The organism is Bacillus sp. FSL K6-2839 (assembly GCF_038003365.1).
Taxonomy (GTDB): Bacteria; Bacillota; Bacilli; order Bacillales; family Bacillaceae; genus Bacillus.
In genome coordinates this window covers 1,002,798-1,020,843 of sequence record NZ_JBBOOZ010000001.1, presented here as the reverse complement: position 1 = coordinate 1,020,843, position 18,046 = coordinate 1,002,798, and the positions used below count along the sequence as shown (strand labels likewise).

Here is an 18,046-nt window from a genome sequence, read left to right as displayed (position 1 = left end):
TAGTTGTTAGAAAATGTTGTGTTATAAGATATAGCCATTGTTTTGATGTGTTCAAAGTGTATTTTACTCTAGAATAGTGTAATGATAATCATCGCGACGAAAAAGATGGTTAAGTAGTTTAATGAATAAACGAACATGAGCGTTGACCACTTCATGACGTCTTTCATTTTAAAGCCCATAAGGCCAATGACGAGCCATCCAATATTCAGCAATGTGCCAAGTGCGACAATCGGCCATCCTAATCCACCTAAGAAAAATGGAAGTGGAAGAAGACATGCTGTCCAAATGATGATTTGGCGTTTCGTGACTTCAAAGCCATAAACGACTGGCAGCATTGGAATACCTGCCTTACGGTAATCTTCCGTTTTCTTAATCGCAAGTGACAGGAAGTGCGGGATTTGCCAAATGAACATAATCATAAACAAAACCCAAGCCGTTGTGTCAATTGTACCTGTGACAGCTGTCCAGCCGATTAATGGCGGCACCGCACCAGATACACTTCCAATAACGGTATTGATGGTGTAATGACGTTTAGACCACATGGTGTAAAGAACTGCATAAGTAAAGACTCCGATAAAACCAATCACTGCTGATGTTATGGTTGTCATCAGAAGCATGATGAGTCCAAGTACAACAAGCAAAATACCAAATGCATACGCTTGCCCCGGCTGAATCTTACCTGTAACCGTCGGTCTTGTTTTTGTTCTTTCCATTAATATATCAATATCACGGTCAAACGCATTATTAATGGCGCATGAACCGGCAATAATAAGAGAAGAACCAATCATTGTTAACAGCACAATATCAAGATTCCCAAGGAAACTCATACCTGTAAAATAAAAAGCAAGCCACATTCCAGTAAATGTTGTAATGAAGTTGGAATTGACGATGCCCATTTTAATCAGAGCAAGAAAATCTTTCCAAGCTGTTGTTTCTTCTATTTGTCCATGAATAGCTGCTTCCGCGGCTGTTTTGGAATTTGCCAATGTGTATAACCTCCCTTGCCCAAACCTTCAAACGAACAAATGAAACGTAAATTCGTTACAACTCTATCATACAAGATAAACAGCTGTAAAAAAACATCCTATTAAATAATAAACGACAATCTTGAAGTTATTTGTGAACTTTTCGTGAATTTATAAGGATTTATGTGTGTTTCAGAAGGCGGTGCAAAATGAAATATTCTCTCCTCTATTTCTATCAGACTGTCAAAGAAAGATCAAGCACTCTAAATCTGTAAACTTTGTGAACTAACATATCATTTTTTTGTGAACTTTGGTCATTATGAATTGCAACAGAACACGCATTTGGCTTAAACTTGAGAGCATATGAGGTTTTTCATTTAGATCAGAAGTTTTTTAGAGAAGGTGAAATAATTTGATGAAATTTGCTTTAAGGTTATTGAGCGTGATCACAACGTTTGTGATGCTGATCGTTTTGATTGGCGGTGCGCTTGTGACGAAAACCGGCTCAGGTCTTGGCTGCGGCCGGCAGTGGCCCCTTTGCCACGGACGTTTCTTCCCTGAAATGAACCCTGCTTCCATCATCGAATGGAGTCACCGCATGTCAACAGGGGTTTCCACCATTCTTGTTCTGGCACTGGCGGTCTTATGCTGGAAAAAGATTAGTCCAGTATTCCGTGAAACCAAATTTTTGGTCATCATGTCGATTATATTCTTACTGCTTCAAGCGCTTTTAGGAGCTCTAGCCGTCGTGTTTGGTTCTAACGCCCTTGTGATGGCACTGCACTTCGGTATTTCACTCATTTCTTTTGCTTCAGTGTTACTGCTTGCGCTTCTTGTATTTGAAGCAACCAGATCTGAAACAAAGCTTGTGAAGCCGCTTCATATCGGCAAAAAAATGCAGTTCCATATTTATGGTTTGATCACCTATACGTATATCGTGGTGTATACGGGTGCTTATGTGAGGCATACAAAGTCAAGCCTTGCTTGTTCTGTCTTCCCGTTTTGTTCAAAAGACGGTGCACTTCCAGCGTACTTTAATCAGTGGGTGCAAATGTCTCACCGAGCAGCAGCACTTCTTTTATTCGTCTGGATATTTGTTGCGATGTTCCATGCCATGAAACATTATAAAGAACAGAAGCAGCTGTATTATGGATGGATTATTTCAGCCATTCTGATTACACTTCAAGCCATTTCAGGTGTGATGTCTGTGTATTCTCAGCTCGCACTTGGTTATGCGCTGGCTCATTCATTCTTTATTTCCGGTTTGTTTGGAGTACTCTGTTACTTCTGCTTACTCATTGCCCGGTTTAAATATGAAAGCAAAGAGCCATTCAAATAAGAATTTGTATCCCCCTTTCATGCGGAATGGGGGATTTGTTTTATTGTTGTTTTGCTTCTTCAAATAGCTAAATGGCTTTTTTGCGTCTTTCCTGATGATCAACTGTCGGCAGCGGGTATGTATCACCTAGCACACATTCCGATTTCAGTTGTTCATCTAATGGCATTTTAATTGGTTCATGTATCCACTTTTCATCGACATGCTCTAGCTCTGGTACATATCTTCTAATATATTCCCCGCTCGGATCAAATCGCTTCGACTGGGTCGTTGGGTTAAAAATACGGAAGTACGGCACGGCATCTGTCCCGACAGAGGCAGCCCACTGAAATCCTCCGATATTTGACGCCTCATCATAATCCACAAGTTTTTTTGCAAAATACGCTTCGCCCTTTCTCCAATCAATCAAATAATCCTTTGTTAAAAATGAGGCTGTGACCATTCGCAAGCGGTTATGCATCCAGCCCACCTCATTTAACTGTCTCATCCCTGCATCAACGAGCGGAAAGCCTGTTTCCCCTTTACACCAAGCTTCAAACAGCGCCTCATCTTCATTCCATTTCATTCCTTGAAACGCCGAATTGATTTCTTTTTCTTTCATCTCTGGATAATGTGCATAAATCATATGGTAAAAATCGCGCCATGCCAGCTCTTTGATAAAGGTCTCTCTGCCCTCGTCTTCAAATAGTGCTTCTTCATACATCGCATGAAAAATCGTTCGGATCGAAATAGTGCCTGTTTTTAAGAAACGCGACAGCTTGCTCGTTCCAAAAAGAGACGGAATATCTCGTTTCTCATGGTAACGCGTTAATCTTTTTTGGATAAAGTGATGCAGCGTGTTCATCGCTTTGTCAGAGCCGATTTGATCAAACTTCCTTGAGCAGCCCTTTAACAAGTCTCGCAGTTTGTCATTTCCTTTTTGCGAAAGTGACTCATCACAAATCGTATGCTCACTGCTGAAAAATGATTTGTCAACTTTTATCACAGGCTGCTTCTCTTGCTTCCGCCATGATTGATAGTATGGGGTAAACACTTGATAATGTGAGCCATCTGCTTTTAAAATATCTCGTGCCCCGTGAAGTTGTGTATCTTGCCACGTTGACACATGAATGGCCTTCTTTTCTAAAAAATCGGTTACTTGCTGGTCACGCCTTTGGCCGATACCCACTTCATCTTCATTAAAAAAGACGGCTTTGATGTCATACACATCCATGACCTGCTGAAAGGCGCGCAGGACATCCTCATGGAGAAGGTGAACATAAATTTGAGATTCTCTCGCTTCCTTGACGAAATGCGCCAAGTTTTGAAAGAAATGTTCGTTGTTTATATCCAGTTCCATTTCAGTAAAAAATGGATCTAGATGATAAAGAGCCAATAATTTGTACTCGTGTTTTTTTGCATATGTGATCGCTTTTGATAAGGCGATATGATCATCCAATCGCATATCTCGGCGAAACCAAATCACAACAATTTCCAACTTTCTTCACCTCACTCTATAGTGTAATTACTCTCGCAGGCTGCTGCACATTTTAATGCGCTCAAAAAAAGACACATCACGATGGATGTGTCTCACTTATTATTCAGGCTTTAACACAATCAGCAGATCACCGGTTTGAATCGGTTCTCCATTTGTCACATGTATTTCATCTACGACCGCAGTGAATGGCGCTTGTACAGTCGTTTCCATTTTCATGGCTTCATTGATCATCAAATGCTCACCTTGCGAGATTTTCTGTCCTTTTTCCACGAGCACTTTGATAACAGTGCCTGGCATTGATGCGGCAATGTGATTTGGATTTGAACGGTCCGCCTTCATCTTTTCTTGAACGGATGATTTGATGCTTTCATCCTTAATCACGACTTCACGCGGCTGTCCATTTAGCTCAAAGTAAAGAACTCTTGTGGCATCTGGATTCGGTTCTCCAATTGACACGAGTTTAACAATGAGGGTTTTTCCTTTTTCAATTTCTACCTCAATCTCTTCACCAAGCCTCATCCCATAGAAGAACGTTGGAGTGTCAAGAACAGAGATGTCCCCATAGCTTTCTGCTGTTTGGACAAATTCAGAAAAGACTTTTGGATATAAGGCATACGCAATCGCGTCTTGCTCTGTCAGCGTCAGGTCATGAGATTCTTTGAACTGCTGCTTAATGTCTTCAAAGTCCACTGGCTTCAGCTTCTCACCAGGTCTGACAGTGAGCGGTTCTTCTCCTTTTAAAATCAGCTTTTGTAATTTTTCAGGGAATCCGCCATGCGGCTGGCCTAAATAGCCTTTAAATAATTCCACAACAGAATCCGGGAAGTCTAATGTTGCTCCTTTTTCATAGACATCTTCCTCTGTTAAATCATTTTGCACCATATAAAGTGCCATGTCTCCAACTACTTTAGAGGAAGGTGTGACCTTCACAATATCACCAAACATGTCGTTCACACGTCTGTACATTTCTTTTACTTCGTTCCAGCGGTCGCCAAGTCCGACACCTTTCGCCTGCTGCTGCAAGTTACTATACTGACCGCCAGGCATTTCATGCTCATAAATTTCTGTATGAGGTGAGTTCATGCCGCTTTCGAACTCACGATAGTATTTTCTGACAGAATCCCAGTATTGAGAAAGGTGTTCGACAGATTGGACGTTCATGTCTGGCTTTCTTTCATGTCCATCTAAAGCATAATACAGTGAGCTTGCACTTGGCTGCGATGTGAGTCCTGCCATAGAGCTGACGGCCACATCCACAATATCAACGCCTGCATCAATCGCTCTTGCATAGGTGAACAGTCCATTTCCACTCGTATCATGCGTATGAAGATGGATAGGGATCGTGAGCTCATCTTTTAAAGCAGAGACTAACTCATAAGCTGCCTGCGGCTTTAATAATCCCGCCATATCTTTAATACCTAAAATATGTGCACCGGCAGATTCAAGCTCTTTCGCAAGAGATACATAATACTCAAGATCATATTTCGGACGAGATGGATCAAGAATGTCCCCCGTATAACAAATGGCTGCCTCTGCCACTTTGCCTGATTCACGAACAGAATCAATGGCAAGCGTCATGCCTTTTACCCAGTTTAAGCTATCGAAAATACGGAACACGTCAATGCCTGCTTCGGCCGACTCCTTTACAAATGCTTTAATCACATTATCCGCATAGTTTGTATATCCGACAGCGTTTGATGATCTTAAAAGCATTTGGAACAACGTGTTTGGCACTTCTTGGCGTAGCTCTTTTAATCGTTCCCAAGGATCTTCTTTTAAGAAACGGTACGCAACATCAAATGTAGCGCCGCCCCACATTTCCATACTAAACAGCTCTGGCCATAAACCTGCTGTTGGCTGGGCAACTTTCTTTAAATCATGTGTTCTGAAGCGTGTCGCAAGCAGAGACTGATGTGCATCCCTAAAGGTTGTATCTGTTAAAAGGACGCTATTTTGTTCTTTCACCCAATTGGCAAGGCCCTCAGGTCCATGTGTGTCTAACAATTGTTTTGTCCCAGACGGAATCTCTTGATGTAGAGGAAGCTTCGGTACAATTGGCTTGTCAAAATGAGGCTTCTTTTTCTCCGCTATACCAGGGAACCCATTAATGGTCACGTTACCAATATAAGTCAACATCTTCGTTCCACGGTCTTTTTGCTTAGGGAAATTAAATAGTTCTGGCGTTGAATCGATAAACGACGTATCGTATTCCCCTTTTAGAAACTTCTCATGCTTTGCCACGTTTTCAAGAAACGGAATGTTTGTTTTAATCCCGCGAATCCTGAATTCCTGTAAGTTTCGAACCATTTTAGCAGCCGCTTGGTCAAATGTGAGCGCCCATGTGGACAGCTTGACCAATAGTGAATCGTAATAAGGTGTAATGACTGCACCTTGAAAGCTGTTCCCTGTATCAAGTCGTACACCAAATCCCCCACCTGAACGGTAGGCCATAATTTTTCCTGTGTCTGGCATAAAATCATTTAAAGGATCTTCTGTTGTGACCCTTGATTGAATGGCAAAGCCATGTGTAAAAATATCTTCTTGCTTTGGTATACCGACTTCCTTGCTGTGAAGGTCATGACCCTTTGCGACAAGAATTTGGGTTTGGACGATATCGACACCTGTGATCATTTCAGTGATCGTGTGTTCTACCTGTACCCTTGGATTGACTTCAATAAAGTAAAACTCTCCATTTGCGACAAGGAATTCTACAGTCCCTGCATTGATATACGATACATTCTGGGCCAGCTGAACAGCCGCTTCGCAAATATCTTCACGCAGTTGATCTGTAAGAGACACACTTGGCGCCACTTCAATGACCTTTTGATGCCGCCTTTGAACAGAGCAGTCACGCTCATATAAATGAATGATATTGCCGTGATTGTCACCAATCACCTGCACCTCAATATGTTTCGGATTTTCAATCAGTTTTTCAACGTATACTTCGTCATTTCCAAAAGCAGCTTTTGCCTCTGACTTCGCACGGTCATAGGCTTCCTTCAGCTCCTCTTTCGTTCTGACAATCCGCATACCTCGGCCGCCGCCGCCTAGTGAAGCTTTAATAATAAACGGGTAACCGTATTCTTCACCGAATTTTTCGACTTCTTTGACCGAATCAACTGGTCCGTCACTTCCTGGAATGACTGGAATTCCAGCTTTTTTCGCTTCATCTCTTGCCTTTACTTTATCTCCAAACATATCTAAATGCTGAGAAGTTGGACCGATAAATTGAATGCCTTCCTCTTCGCATCGTCTTGCAAAATGAATATTTTCAGATAAAAATCCGTAACCTGGATGGATCGCATCCACGTCATTTCGTTTTGCAATTTCGATGATCCCCTCGATATCAAGGTAGGCATCAATCGGTTTTTTCCCTTCTCCAACTAGATATGCTTCATCTGCTTTATAGCGATGATAAGAGCCCGAGTCTTCTTTGGAATAAATGGCCACTGTACGTAAATTGAGCTCCGTACAGGCCCTGAAGACTCTGATAGCAATTTCCCCTCTGTTTGCAACTAGAACCTTTTGAATTGTTCTCTGTGACATTTCTCACTCCTCCATATCCCTTAAAATTTTATATGTACTCTATAATAAAGGAAGAAATGAAAACTGTACACTTTTGTTTTCTAAAGATTCAAAGTTTTCTGCAATCCATTTTTTTGAACTGATGGCTTGCTCATTGATTTTTTCTTTTTGTAACGCTCTTTATATTCAGTAAACATGCTGATATTCAGCAATATTCCCATACAGCCGCTAAGTAAAATGATGGACGATCCCCCGTAGCTGATAAATGGAAGTGTGACCCCTGTAATCGGAATCAGACCTGAAACACCGCCTAAATTAATGCATGTTTGGATCGCAATCATGGAGGAAATTCCTATTGCAAGCAAACTTCCAAATGGATCTTCACACTTTCTTGCAATATAAAAACCTTTCACGACGATGAAGCCAAGGAGAGCGAGAACAAAAAATACACCGAAAAAGCCAAGCTCTTCTGAAATGATCGCCATGATAAAATCTGTATGCGGCTCTGGAAGATATCCGTACTTTTGAACGCTTTCTCCTAGACCCAGTCCAAAAAAGCCGCCTGATCCAATAGCGTAATAGGAATTAATCAATTGATGTCCAGTCGCCCCTGCATCTTTAAATGGATCTTGGAAACTCTCAAAACGCCCGAGACGATTTTGCGTGAAAATTTTATCCCAAAAAAGAATAATAAATGGGGTCACGACGACCATCACGGCACTAAATAGCGCCAGCAGCTTCGCAAGTGTTTTCCCGCTAAACCCTGAGCATAAAATCATCGCGAGAGCAATCATGCCAATGATAAAGGCTGTCCCATAGTCTGGCTGCAAAATGATAAATCCGCATAAGATCGAGACAATCACGATGGGAGGTGTGACTCCTCTTAAAATATGATCAATATAATGCTGCTTTTTTGCATACACAGCAGCAAGATAGATAATGACGACAATCTTCACAAATTCCGCTGGCTGAAGACTAAATGGGCCTATTTTGATCCAGCTTCTTGCGTTCCCTGCAATATGACCGCCAAAGTACACATAGATGAGTGAAAACACTGATAGCAGCAGCATACCGATCTGGAATTTCTTATTTGAAAACAGCTGATATGGAACTAGTGCTGTAAAGAACAAGATGACCGCTCCAACGATCATAAATAAAAGCTGTTTCTTAAAAAAATTATCTGGTGCGGCATCGTATCTGATCACAGATGTAATCATACTTGAGCTATACACCATGACCAAACCGAATGCGCTAATTAAGATAATGGCGAACAATAATGAGTAGTCATACGATTTTAGCATTCTCTTTAACATATAATCCTCTTCCTAACGTCTGTTTCTACTGCTTGATATCCTCTTAGCTGTTTTTATTCTACTACATTTTCTCCGTTTGATCTCGTTTTACCTCTTTTATATTGTTCGTCATTCATGAAAGAATCAAGTCCGTTTGACATCAATCAATGAAAAGAAAATAGAGGACAAAAAAACTCAAACTTATGTTGAGGAAGTTTGAGTTTTCAATCATTATTTTTTTGTGAACGCATCATGAAGTGCGGAAAGCTCTCTCTCAAGTTTATCGAGTAGTTTCTTACCTTCATGTTGATCAACTAATCCAAGCCGGACAGCAAAATCAATTTCTCTCGATAATCCGAACATTTGAGTATCTAAAACCTCTTCATAAAGAGGACATTGCGGCATCGTTAAGTTGTCCATTTGCACTTGGATCAATTTTAAAATTTTATCTGCATCCAATTTTAATAAAGCCAGTGCTTTTTGCCGATGATCGACTAAAATTTCTGACGCCAAAAGTATCCCTCCGTTCCCCAGGCGAGTACCTAATTCTTCTATTTATCATAAAGCGAAACGCCCAAAATTGCAAGCAGATTTGTACAGTTCGCTTTGTAAAAATAAAAAGAAGCCTTCCTTCATTAAAAGATACTCATCTCATATTTTTCACTCATCAGCTCAAGCAGCTTAATCCCAGCAATACTATTCCCTTTTTCATCCAGAGCTGGACCGAAGATACCGATCCCGAAATCATATGGTGCCGCCCCCATAATCCCGCCTGAGACACCGCTTTTAGCAGGAATTCCGATGTTAATGGCAAATTCTCCGCTCGCATTGTACATGCCGCACGTCACCATAAAGGTTTTACAAATTCTAGCGACATCTTTCGAAAGAATCTGCTTACCCGTCTCTGGATGTCTGCCGTCTAATGAAAAAACACAAGCAATTTTCGCCAAATCCAAGCTGTTCATCATGATGGCACATTGTTTCGTATAGACGTCCATGACTTCTTCTACGTTCCCTCTAATAATATGATATTGCTTCATATAATAGCACATCGCCCGGTTAATCATGGATGTCTCAAATTCGGAGGCAGCTGTTTCTTTGCAGTATGTAATGCTTTTGTCATTTGCAAGCTCTCTAATGAAGCCAAGCAAACGGCTCAGCTGATCTTGCGGAGTCGCTCCTCTGATTAAACTCGTGACTGCGAGCGCCCCTGCATTAATCATTGGATTCAGCGGTTTATTCGGGCTCGCTGTTTCCAGTTTGATCATCGAATTAAACGGGTCACCTGTTGGTTCTTGTCCAACAAATTGAAATACTTTTTTTGGTCCTTCTTCTGAGAGCACGAGCGCAAGTGCTAATACTTTTGAAATGCTTTGAAGAGTAAACCGTTTATCTACATCTCCTGCCGAGTGGCACGTATTACTCACATGATACACAGCCACAGATAAATCCGTCTGATCCGCTTTGCCGAGTGCGGGAATATAGGATGCTACTTGACCATCTTTGGCCACTTTTTTTGCTTCTTCTACAAATCGCTGAAGCTCTTCATTGTCGCGACATGCCATGCCTAATATCCTCCCTATCCTTCATGTAAGATTAGTGTGTACAAGGAGACGCATGTTTATGAAAGTGACAAAGCGGGGGAAAACTTCTATAATTTATGTTGGAAAGGGGTTGTCTTGAACATGAGCATCATTCAAATCAAGGGGAACGTACAGTACAAGATCACCATTGATCCAAGTGTATGGATTTTTGATGACCGTAAATTTTTAATGGATTCATTCTTTGAAAAAAGTGCAGAAAGTGAAGAGAATCAGCTAGATCAGGAGCTTGACCAAGAGCGGGTCATAAGAGAAGGTCAGACACTTCCACCCACGTTAAAAACAGAGAAGAAGTATGAAAAGGAAAGACTCGTCACAGGCAGCTTCGGGATGAAGCTTGGCGATATGCTAAAAAATGCTGAGCCGCTTGAACATGCGGATACATGCGAATTTGTCACAGAAACAGGTACAATTGCTGTGCCGCTTTCTCAGGCAATGGAGAGCATTGCTCATTTCAGTCAAAATGGTAAGCCAATCACAGAAGAAGGACCAATCCACGTCTATTTCGCGGATCAGTCCAACCTCACTCAGCCGATAAAAGGTGTCAAAGAGCTGATGATTACATAAGTCAGAGGGTCTGGACTATAGCAAATCAGCGGCAAGCTGTGCAAGTCCAGACCTTTCTCCTTTGACAAGCTTGACATGTCCAGAGATTTGCTGTCCTTTGAACCGCTCGATCACATACGTAAGCCCATTATTTAAGCTGTCTAAATAAGGATGATCAATCTGCTCTGGATCTCCCATCAGCACAATTTTACTTCCTTCTCCGACTCGCGTTAATAATGTTTTCACCTCGTGCTTTGTTAAATTCTGCGCCTCATCAATGATAATAAATTGATCAGGTATACTTCTTCCCCGGATATACGTTAATGCTTCGACTTGAATAGATCCAATTCCCGCCAAAATCGCATCAAGCTCTCCAGGCTTTTTTGTATTAAATAAAAACTCTAGGTTGTCATAGATCGGCTGCATCCATGGTCTGAGCTTTTCTTCCTTTTCTCCTGGCAAGTAGCCTAAGTCTTTCCCAACAGGTACGATTGAGCGCGCCACGATCAATTTTTTAAACATACCGAGGTCCTCTGTCTGCATTAATCCGGCAGCAAGTGCAAGCAATGTTTTACCAGTCCCCGCTTTTCCGATCAGCGTCACGAGCGGAATATCACGGCGCAAAAGCAGCTCGAGTGCCATCGTCTGCTGGACATTTTTTGGACGGATTCCCCAAATATACTCTTGATCATAAACGAGACGTTTCACATGCTCTGCCTTTTGATCAAGCATTCCTAAAGCAGAACCGCCTTCATTTCCCTTCATGATGACAAATTGATGAGGGTTGAATGGTGCACTTGTGACCTCTTTTATTGGTAATTGATTTTGCTTATAAAATGTATTCAATTGCTCAGTCGGAATGTAGAGCTCATGATAGCCATTATCGATGTCTTCATTTTGCAGAACACGGTCACTTAAGAAGTCTTCTGCTTGAAGCCCTATAGCATCCGCCTTTACCCGCACTAAGACATCCTTGCTGACCAAAATGACAGGCCGGCCATGAGGTTTTGTTTCTTCCTCTAAGCTCAAATTTTTCGCGACTGCCAAAATCCGATTATCGTTCGTTTTTTCAATAAAAATTTCTTGAAGCTCATGGAAGGAGCGGTGATTCAGTTCAATGCGCAGCGTCCCTTTTGATTCTAGTGTAATTTTTTCATGCAGTTTCCCTTTCGATCTTAAACCGTCGATTAAGCGTGAGACACGCCGGGCATTTTGCCCAACCTCGTCCATATATCTCTTTTTCGAGTCTACTTCTTCTAACACAACGGCTGGTATGACGACCTCGTTGTCTTCAAATGAAAAGATTGAATTCGGATCCTGTAATAACACATTTGTGTCTAATACATAAATTTTACTCAGGTCCTTCGCCTCCTGATCGGGGTTTCATTCATCCTTGTCTTTCCCAAAACGATTGTTAAAATATATGTTTTCATGAATAAAGTTAGAAGGTTAATTCAACAATAAAATAAATCATGCAGTTTGTGAAGGAGGGAATATAGATGCGACTATTTATGACATTATTCATGATTCAAGCCATCATTCTGTTGGGCGCTTGCCAGCAGCAGGAAAAGCCAGAAGCACTGGACAAGCAAGATGGACGCCAGCACGTAGTACGGGTGTCAGACTCAACAAAGAAAAAGACCAATCAAGCCCGGTCATCCACAGATGTTGCGCAGCATCTTGTCAAAGTGACAGAGAACGTAGCAGATGTCAATGATGCAACGGCGATCGTCATCGGCCGCTATGCTGTTGTTGGTATTGATGTAAAAGATGATTTAGATAGAAGCAAAGTAGAAACCATTAAATATTCAGTTGCAAAAGCGCTGAAAAATGACCCAGAAGGTGCGAATGCTGTTGTAGTCGCTGATCCGGATACAGTCAGCCGGTTAAAAGAAATGGGCAAAGAAATACAAGCAGGCCGTCCTGTAAGTGGTATTATGGATGAACTAGCTGCCATTGTCGGCCGCGTGATGCCAGAGATGCCGAGAAATGAAATCGATCGTCACGAAAAAGACCCGACGAATGAGCCAAATGATCAGCTCAAACAAAACGATCAAAAGCAGTTAGACAAACATCAAAATGATCAATCAAACCATCATATGAATCAGAAGAAATAAAGAGAACGGCTTATATCTCCTGTGATATAAGCCTTTTTCTACGCTGATTTCAAGTGCTTAGAAAACATGCTATAATAAATGCAATAAGTGAGGTGAAAATGATGAGAGTGAAGTGCTCATTATGTGAGAAGCTTGAAACCATTGATGATGATACACTCGTTGCTAAGCGGTTAAGAAATCGACCGATTCATACATATATGTGCGATGACTGTCAGGAACGCATTAAAGTAAAGACAGAAGCACGCATCAAAACTGGCAGATTCTCTCTTTATCAAGATCCTGCGACGAAAGAGAAAAAGAAGAAAAAAGGAAAAAAAGAACAAAAGACATAAAAAAGACCTGACACATGTTCAGGTCTTTTTTTACGTATTCACTGTTCCTTCTTTTTTTGCACGATGCAGCCGTATTTTATAAATAATCAAAATGGCAGCTGCCACGACTAGGCCTTCCGCTACTGGCAGAAAGATTCCTAGAAATGTGAGAAACGTGCAGCCAAAAATCAAAAACAAGTAAATCACGAGTGCTTTTAAAATCGGTAAACGTCTAGCAAAGCCGAGCTTAAAAACAATAATCGCTAAAACAAGGATGGTACCATATAGGAGCCACATCCCTGTATGCGGATTTTCATCGACACGAAACAGCATCGCGAAAAAGGATAGATTTTCACTTACTTCCTGATCATTCAAAAAGATTCCCTCCCCTTATCTTTCAGGGTTCTATCTTTTTAATTCTTCATGGAATTACGATAATCCTGCTAGCTTTTTCTTCTTCGCTGCTTTCTCACGTTCGTTTTTATCTAAAATTTTCTTTCTTAAACGAATCGATTCAGGTGTAACCTCACAGTATTCGTCTTCATTCAAGTACTCAAGAGACTCCTCAAGTGACATAATACGTGGTTTCTTCATGCTCACCGTTTGATCTTTCGTCGCTGAACGTACGTTTGTTTGTTGTTTCATACGGCTCACGTTGACAACAAGATCGTTCTCACGGTTATGCTCACCAACAATCATTCCTTGGTATACTTCAGTACCCGGCTCAACGAAGATCACACCGCGCTCTTCAACGCCTTGGATTCCGTAAGCAGTCGCTTTACCTGTTTCCATTGAAACAAGTACACCTTGACGGCGTCCGCCAACTTGGCCAGACTGCATTGGCTGGTAGCTGTCAAACGTATGGTTTAAAATACCAAAACCACGAGTTAATGAAAGAAATTCAGTTGTATATCCGATTAAACCACGTGATGGCACTGTAAAGATCAGGCGAACTTGACCGTTACCATTATTGATCATGTCAATCATTTCACCTTTTCTTGCGCCCATTGATTCCATGATAGAGCCAGTGTGCTCTTCTGGTACATCAATTTGAACGCGTTCAACAGGCTCACATCGAACACCATCAACTTCTTTTACAATAACTTCTGGCTTCGATACTTGTAATTCAAATCCTTCACGTCTCATATTCTCAATAAGAATGGATAAGTGAAGCTCTCCGCGTCCAGATACAACCCAAGCATCAGGTGAATCAGTTGGATCCACACGAAGACTGACGTCTGTTTGAAGCTGCTGCTCTAAGCGCTCCTCAATTTTACGTGATGTCACGTATTTTCCTTCACGGCCTGCAAATGGGCTGTTGTTTACAACAAACGTCATTTGAAGTGTCGGCTCATCAATACGAAGGATTGGCAGGGCCTCTTGGTGTTCTACCGGACAAACCGTTTCACCTACGTTGATGTCTTCCATTCCCGATACAGCAACAAGATCTCCTGCTTTCGCTTCGTTGATTTCCACTCGTTTTAACCCTTGGAAACCAAAAATCTTTGTCACACGGAATTGTTTCACACTGCCGTCAACTTTCATTAAGGCCACTTGCTGTCCTACTTGCATTGTTCCTCTGAAGACACGGCCGATCCCGATTCTTCCAACATAATCATTGTAATCAAGTAGTGCCACTTGGAATTGAAGCGGCTCTTCATGGTTATCAACTGGGCAAGGGATATGGTTAACAATGGCTTCAAACAAAGATTCCATGTTTTCATCTTGCTTGCTCGCATCGTTACTTGCTGTACCATTGATTGCTGATGCATAGACAACTGGGAATTCAAGCTGTTCTTCAGTTGCATCCAATTCAATGAACAGGTCAATTACTTCATCGACTACTTCAGCCGGACGAGCAAAGTCGCGGTCAATTTTGTTGACAACAACGATTGGTGTTAAGTTTTGCTCAAGTGCTTTTTTCAGCACAAAGCGTGTTTGAGGCATACAGCCTTCATAAGCATCCACAACGAGAAGTACACCATCTACCATTTTCATGATACGCTCAACTTCACCACCGAAATCGGCGTGTCCTGGTGTATCTAAAATATTAATGCGTGTATCTTTATAATGGATCGCAGTATTTTTAGCTAAAATCGTAATACCGCGCTCTCGCTCTAAATCATTTGAATCCATGGCTCTCTCAGCGATATTTTCATTCGCACGGAAAGTACCAGCTTGATGGAGCAATTGGTCAACAAGCGTCGTTTTACCATGGTCAACGTGGGCAATAATTGCGATGTTGCGAAGATCTTTTCGAAGTTTCACATTTTCATCTCCTAAAATAATTAGATAACTTTCATATTATATCACAATCCCCTTTAAATGCCGATCGTTTTTCTGTAAACTTATATTAACTCTAAAAAAAGGGATGGAGACAAATGAAACAAATCAAATGGCTTCTATTATTATGTGCATTACTTGCAGTTGTCAGTATGGCGTTTATTGGGGTATCTCTTGCAGAAAAAAACGTGCTGGGTATTTGTCTAAGTATTATGTTCGCCATGATTTTCATGGGCACAGGATTTACATTAAAAAGAAAATTAAACGTGCAATCATAAAATTCCTCAAAAGCCTTTTACATTCTACATGTAGAAGGCTTTTTATTTTGAGTAAAAATAAGACCAACCACCTATGAAAGCTCGAGTGTAGAGACAAAACATATCATATAGAATTGGCAAAAGTAAGCAATCTGAACCTCTTCATTTTTCGACAATAACGTTTATAGTTCTCCAAAACCAAACATAAAGTTACAATTTTCCTATTCTTCCACAAAGTTTCTCATGGTATGCTGTTCTTGCAACAAAATTTAACAGAAAAGGGAGAGAAAAGAAGCATGAAGAAGTTTTTGAGCAAATCGCTCAGCTCTGTTGTATTTTTCGCTTTAGCTATTATCCTTACTTTCACAACAGTAGCTCCTGGGCAAGCAAGTGCTGCAACTTTCAAAGGGATTCCTTTTGAACAGCAGCAAATCATTAAAGAATTATTGGAGAAAAACGAGCGCGTCATCAACATTCTCATCAATTCATTTGTTGAAGAAGACAACAGCTACACATTTGATGTGAAAAAAGCTGTTGAGCTCGGACTAACTGAAGAAGAAGCGGCGACTGCTGAGAAATTCTTAGATCGCGCAGCTGTTCTTACAATCGTTTTCAGTGAAAGCATCACTAAAAACGAAAAAGGGAAATTGATCTTTGATGCAGCAAAAGCTGTTGAACTTGGTCTTACGAAAGAAGAAGCAGCTAAATTCGAAAAACTTTTCAAATCAGTGATCAGACTTGCTGATCTTGCTGGTGATGCACTTGTTTTAGACAAAAAAGGAAACGTTGTAATTGATTCAAAAATTGCAAAAGGTCTTGGATTCAGCTCTACTGAATTACTTGTTTTCAACCAAATGCTTAAGAAAATTCCTCAAGAGCAATTAAAAACGTTCTATGATGCAGTTCAAATGGCAAAAGAAAAATTAAGCTAAGCAAAAAACCCCCATCTGGTTCGCCCAGATGGGGGTTTTTTATTTCAGCCAATAAAGAATGATCACTTGACTTTTTCTTATCGACAACTAGTCATTTGTTACCAAAAAGTTTCATCAAACACAAAAAATCACTTCATTCTCATGAAGTGATTTGGTTTATTTTTTTTTATTTCCACTGCCTTTTATGTAATCGTGTAAAATCTTTTCACAAACGGATCGATTTCCGGCGACGATACTGTTTTTCTCTAGAAAAGTTAGGCGTTCTCCATGTATATTTGAGTAGACAGCCCCTACTTCATCTAGAAGCAAACACCCTGCTGCATAATCCCACGGCGCAAGCCTTAACGTAACGTATGCGTCACTTCTGCCGCTTGCGATATAAGCGAGCTCAAGGGCAGCTGATCCAATCGTTCTCGTCCCTCTCACATCACGCACGAGACGGGCAAACGGTTTAGCATCAAAATAAGGGCTTTCGATCGCCCAGGTCGGGTTAATGCCGACAATGGCTTTTTCAATCGCTACATCTTTTAATGGCGGAAGCAGGGTATCATTCATATAGGCCCCTTCCCCTTTGACCGCATGGTAAAGCTCGTCATGAATGACGTCATAAATGAGACCGATTTTCCCTATGCCATTTTCAAATATCCCGATGGAAATGGCAAAGTTGCGTTTTTGATGGACAAAGTTCATTGTGCCATCGATTGGATCAATGATCCACACAATCCCATCCAGCGAGGTCACCTCTTCCCCTTGTCCCTCTTCTCCTAAAATGTGATGATCTGAAAATGTCGATTGTATCTTTTCAATGAAAAAACGTTCTGTTTCTTTATCGATATTTGTGACAAGATCATTTGGATTTGATTTTGTTTCAATTGATAGACCTTCCTGCATGGACGCTTTAATACGGCTTCCTGCTTCTTTTACCCAAAGCTTTGCAAGACGGTCAATTTCCACCCAGTTTGTCATCAGACTGTAAACCTCTTTTCTATGTAATACCTATTTGTTTTAGCATACTGATATTATGTACGTAAAAGCAAGAAAAAAGCAGCTTCATACAAAAACGAACCGATGAATTGGTTCGTTTTTACCTCACCTTGTTTTACCCTTTAAGCTGCTCCCATTCTTTTCTTAGGCGCTCAAGCTTTCGTTTGCTGCGTTCGATTTGGATGTCATCTTTTTGCTCGATGGCTTCATGAAGCGTAGAAAGCTCATAATCCACCTCTAATCTCCACACAGCGATGCGATTCTTCTTCTCCTGTCTATACCCCTGCTTCACGATTTGCTTCATTTGGTCAACGCCCCTTCCAGAGAATGATTCATTCCTTGTCAGTTTTCATTGATAAAAAATTCAATCGATAAGAGAATTGGTTCTTGCTTATATCGTATGAAGCGATCGCATAACCG

The 18,046-nt window shown here is 41.1% G+C and carries 17 protein-coding genes; 6 read left to right on the top strand and 11 right to left on the bottom strand.

What is annotated here, in order from left to right:
• Nucleotides 1-68 precede the first annotated feature (68 nt).
• A complete protein-coding gene (gene cyoE, locus MHH26_RS04930; protein ID WP_003211774.1) occupies nt 69-986 on the bottom strand; it encodes a heme o synthase in 918 nt (305 codons plus the stop codon).
• 394 nt (nt 987-1,380) lie between these two features.
• Here cyoE and MHH26_RS04925 point away from each other — a divergent pair, with 394 nt between their 5' ends.
• Entirely contained in the window at nt 1,381-2,304 is a 924-nt protein-coding gene (locus MHH26_RS04925; protein ID WP_106049221.1) for a COX15/CtaA family protein, read from the top strand.
• A 67-nt stretch (nt 2,305-2,371) separates the two neighbouring features.
• On the opposite strand, the gene MHH26_RS04920 is transcribed toward MHH26_RS04925, so the two are convergent.
• From MHH26_RS04920 to glsA, 5 genes are all read right to left on the bottom strand, one after another.
• On the bottom strand, nt 2,372-3,778 hold the full coding sequence (locus tag MHH26_RS04920; RefSeq protein WP_340972630.1) for a cryptochrome/photolyase family protein: 1,407 nt from the start codon (nt 3,776-3,778) through the stop codon (nt 2,372-2,374).
• 99 nt (nt 3,779-3,877) lie between these two features.
• Entirely contained in the window at nt 3,878-7,324 is a 3,447-nt protein-coding gene (pyc, locus tag MHH26_RS04915; RefSeq protein ID WP_095285105.1) for a pyruvate carboxylase, read from the bottom strand.
• Between the two features lie 80 nt (nt 7,325-7,404).
• Nucleotides 7,405-8,616, bottom strand: a complete 1,212-nt coding sequence (gene ftsW, locus MHH26_RS04910; protein ID WP_034662626.1) for a putative lipid II flippase FtsW — start codon at nt 8,614-8,616, stop codon at nt 7,405-7,407.
• 210 nt (nt 8,617-8,826) lie between these two features.
• Nucleotides 8,827-9,108 (bottom strand): YlaN family protein, encoded by a 282-nt coding sequence (locus tag MHH26_RS04905; RefSeq protein WP_003212509.1) that lies wholly within the window; start codon nt 9,106-9,108, stop codon nt 8,827-8,829.
• Nucleotides 9,109-9,230: 122 nt separating this feature from the next.
• Nucleotides 9,231-10,160 (bottom strand): glutaminase A, encoded by a 930-nt coding sequence (gene glsA, locus MHH26_RS04900; RefSeq protein WP_034662630.1) that lies wholly within the window; start codon nt 10,158-10,160, stop codon nt 9,231-9,233.
• Nucleotides 10,161-10,280: 120 nt separating this feature from the next.
• Between glsA and MHH26_RS04895 the strand changes: the two genes are divergently transcribed.
• Nucleotides 10,281-10,763 (top strand): hypothetical protein, encoded by a 483-nt coding sequence (locus MHH26_RS04895; RefSeq protein WP_034662633.1) that lies wholly within the window; start codon nt 10,281-10,283, stop codon nt 10,761-10,763.
• A gap of 15 nt (nt 10,764-10,778) precedes the next feature.
• Here the strand turns inward: MHH26_RS04895 and MHH26_RS04890 are convergent, their stop codons facing one another.
• Complete coding sequence (locus tag MHH26_RS04890; RefSeq protein ID WP_106072252.1) at nt 10,779-12,101, bottom strand: PhoH family protein; 1,323 nt, start codon at nt 12,099-12,101, stop codon at nt 10,779-10,781.
• Between the two features lie 140 nt (nt 12,102-12,241).
• Here MHH26_RS04890 and MHH26_RS04885 point away from each other — a divergent pair, with 140 nt between their 5' ends.
• On the top strand, nt 12,242-12,859 hold the full coding sequence (locus tag MHH26_RS04885) for a YhcN/YlaJ family sporulation lipoprotein (protein ID WP_034662638.1): 618 nt from the start codon (nt 12,242-12,244) through the stop codon (nt 12,857-12,859).
• Nucleotides 12,860-12,960: 101 nt separating this feature from the next.
• Nucleotides 12,961-13,191: a YlaI family protein gene (locus MHH26_RS04880; protein ID WP_012009835.1), complete on the top strand. Its 231-nt coding sequence runs from the start codon at nt 12,961-12,963 to the stop codon at nt 13,189-13,191.
• A gap of 30 nt (nt 13,192-13,221) precedes the next feature.
• Here the strand turns inward: MHH26_RS04880 and MHH26_RS04875 are convergent, their stop codons facing one another.
• Together MHH26_RS04875 and typA are read right to left on the bottom strand one after the other, a co-directional pair.
• Entirely contained in the window at nt 13,222-13,503 is a 282-nt protein-coding gene (locus tag MHH26_RS04875; RefSeq protein ID WP_400559233.1) for a YlaH-like family protein, read from the bottom strand.
• Nucleotides 13,504-13,599: 96 nt separating this feature from the next.
• The gene (typA, locus tag MHH26_RS04870) at nt 13,600-15,438 is read right to left on the bottom strand and encodes a translational GTPase TypA (RefSeq protein ID WP_034662645.1); all 1,839 of its coding nucleotides are present in this window, start codon (nt 15,436-15,438) and stop codon (nt 13,600-13,602) included.
• Between the two features lie 113 nt (nt 15,439-15,551).
• Between typA and MHH26_RS04865 the strand changes: the two genes are divergently transcribed.
• Together MHH26_RS04865 and MHH26_RS04860 are read left to right on the top strand one after the other, a co-directional pair.
• A complete protein-coding gene (locus MHH26_RS04865; RefSeq protein ID WP_034662648.1) occupies nt 15,552-15,731 on the top strand; it encodes a DUF5325 family protein in 180 nt (59 codons plus the stop codon).
• A gap of 275 nt (nt 15,732-16,006) precedes the next feature.
• A complete protein-coding gene (locus tag MHH26_RS04860) occupies nt 16,007-16,642 on the top strand; it encodes a hypothetical protein (protein ID WP_106071528.1) in 636 nt (211 codons plus the stop codon).
• 156 nt (nt 16,643-16,798) lie between these two features.
• Here MHH26_RS04860 and MHH26_RS04855 read toward each other — a convergent pair whose 3' ends face one another.
• Nucleotides 16,799-17,608 (bottom strand): inositol monophosphatase family protein, encoded by an 810-nt coding sequence (locus MHH26_RS04855; protein WP_340972626.1) that lies wholly within the window; start codon nt 17,606-17,608, stop codon nt 16,799-16,801.
• A gap of 133 nt (nt 17,609-17,741) precedes the next feature.
• Nucleotides 17,742-17,930 (bottom strand): hypothetical protein, encoded by a 189-nt coding sequence (locus tag MHH26_RS04850; protein ID WP_003211901.1) that lies wholly within the window; start codon nt 17,928-17,930, stop codon nt 17,742-17,744.
• Between the last annotated feature and the right edge of the window lie 116 nt (nt 17,931-18,046).

Excerpts from the sequence above, each read along its gene's own strand:
- ftsW (WP_034662626.1), bottom strand. The coding sequence starts at position 8,616 with ATGTTAAAGAGAATGCTAAAATCGTATGACTACTCATTATTGTTCGCC.
- MHH26_RS04895 (WP_034662633.1), top strand. The coding sequence starts at position 10,281 with ATGAGCATCATTCAAATCAAGGGGAACGTACAGTACAAGATCACCATT.
- glsA (WP_034662630.1), bottom strand. The coding sequence starts at position 10,160 with ATGGCATGTCGCGACAATGAAGAGCTTCAGCGATTTGTAGAAGAAGCA.
- MHH26_RS04875 (WP_400559233.1), bottom strand. The coding sequence starts at position 13,503 with ATGCTGTTTCGTGTCGATGAAAATCCGCATACAGGGATGTGGCTCCTA.
- MHH26_RS04855 (WP_340972626.1), bottom strand. The coding sequence starts at position 17,608 with ATGACAAACTGGGTGGAAATTGACCGTCTTGCAAAGCTTTGGGTAAAA.
- MHH26_RS04850 (WP_003211901.1), bottom strand. The coding sequence starts at position 17,930 with ATGAAGCAAATCGTGAAGCAGGGGTATAGACAGGAGAAGAAGAATCGC.
- pyc (WP_095285105.1), bottom strand. The coding sequence starts at position 7,324 with ATGTCACAGAGAACAATTCAAAAGGTTCTAGTTGCAAACAGAGGGGAA.
- MHH26_RS04925 (WP_106049221.1), top strand. The coding sequence starts at position 1,381 with ATGAAATTTGCTTTAAGGTTATTGAGCGTGATCACAACGTTTGTGATG.
- MHH26_RS04865 (WP_034662648.1), top strand. The coding sequence starts at position 15,552 with ATGAAACAAATCAAATGGCTTCTATTATTATGTGCATTACTTGCAGTT.
- MHH26_RS04885 (WP_034662638.1), top strand. The coding sequence starts at position 12,242 with ATGCGACTATTTATGACATTATTCATGATTCAAGCCATCATTCTGTTG.
- MHH26_RS04860 (WP_106071528.1), top strand. The coding sequence starts at position 16,007 with ATGAAGAAGTTTTTGAGCAAATCGCTCAGCTCTGTTGTATTTTTCGCT.
- MHH26_RS04880 (WP_012009835.1), top strand. The coding sequence starts at position 12,961 with ATGAGAGTGAAGTGCTCATTATGTGAGAAGCTTGAAACCATTGATGAT.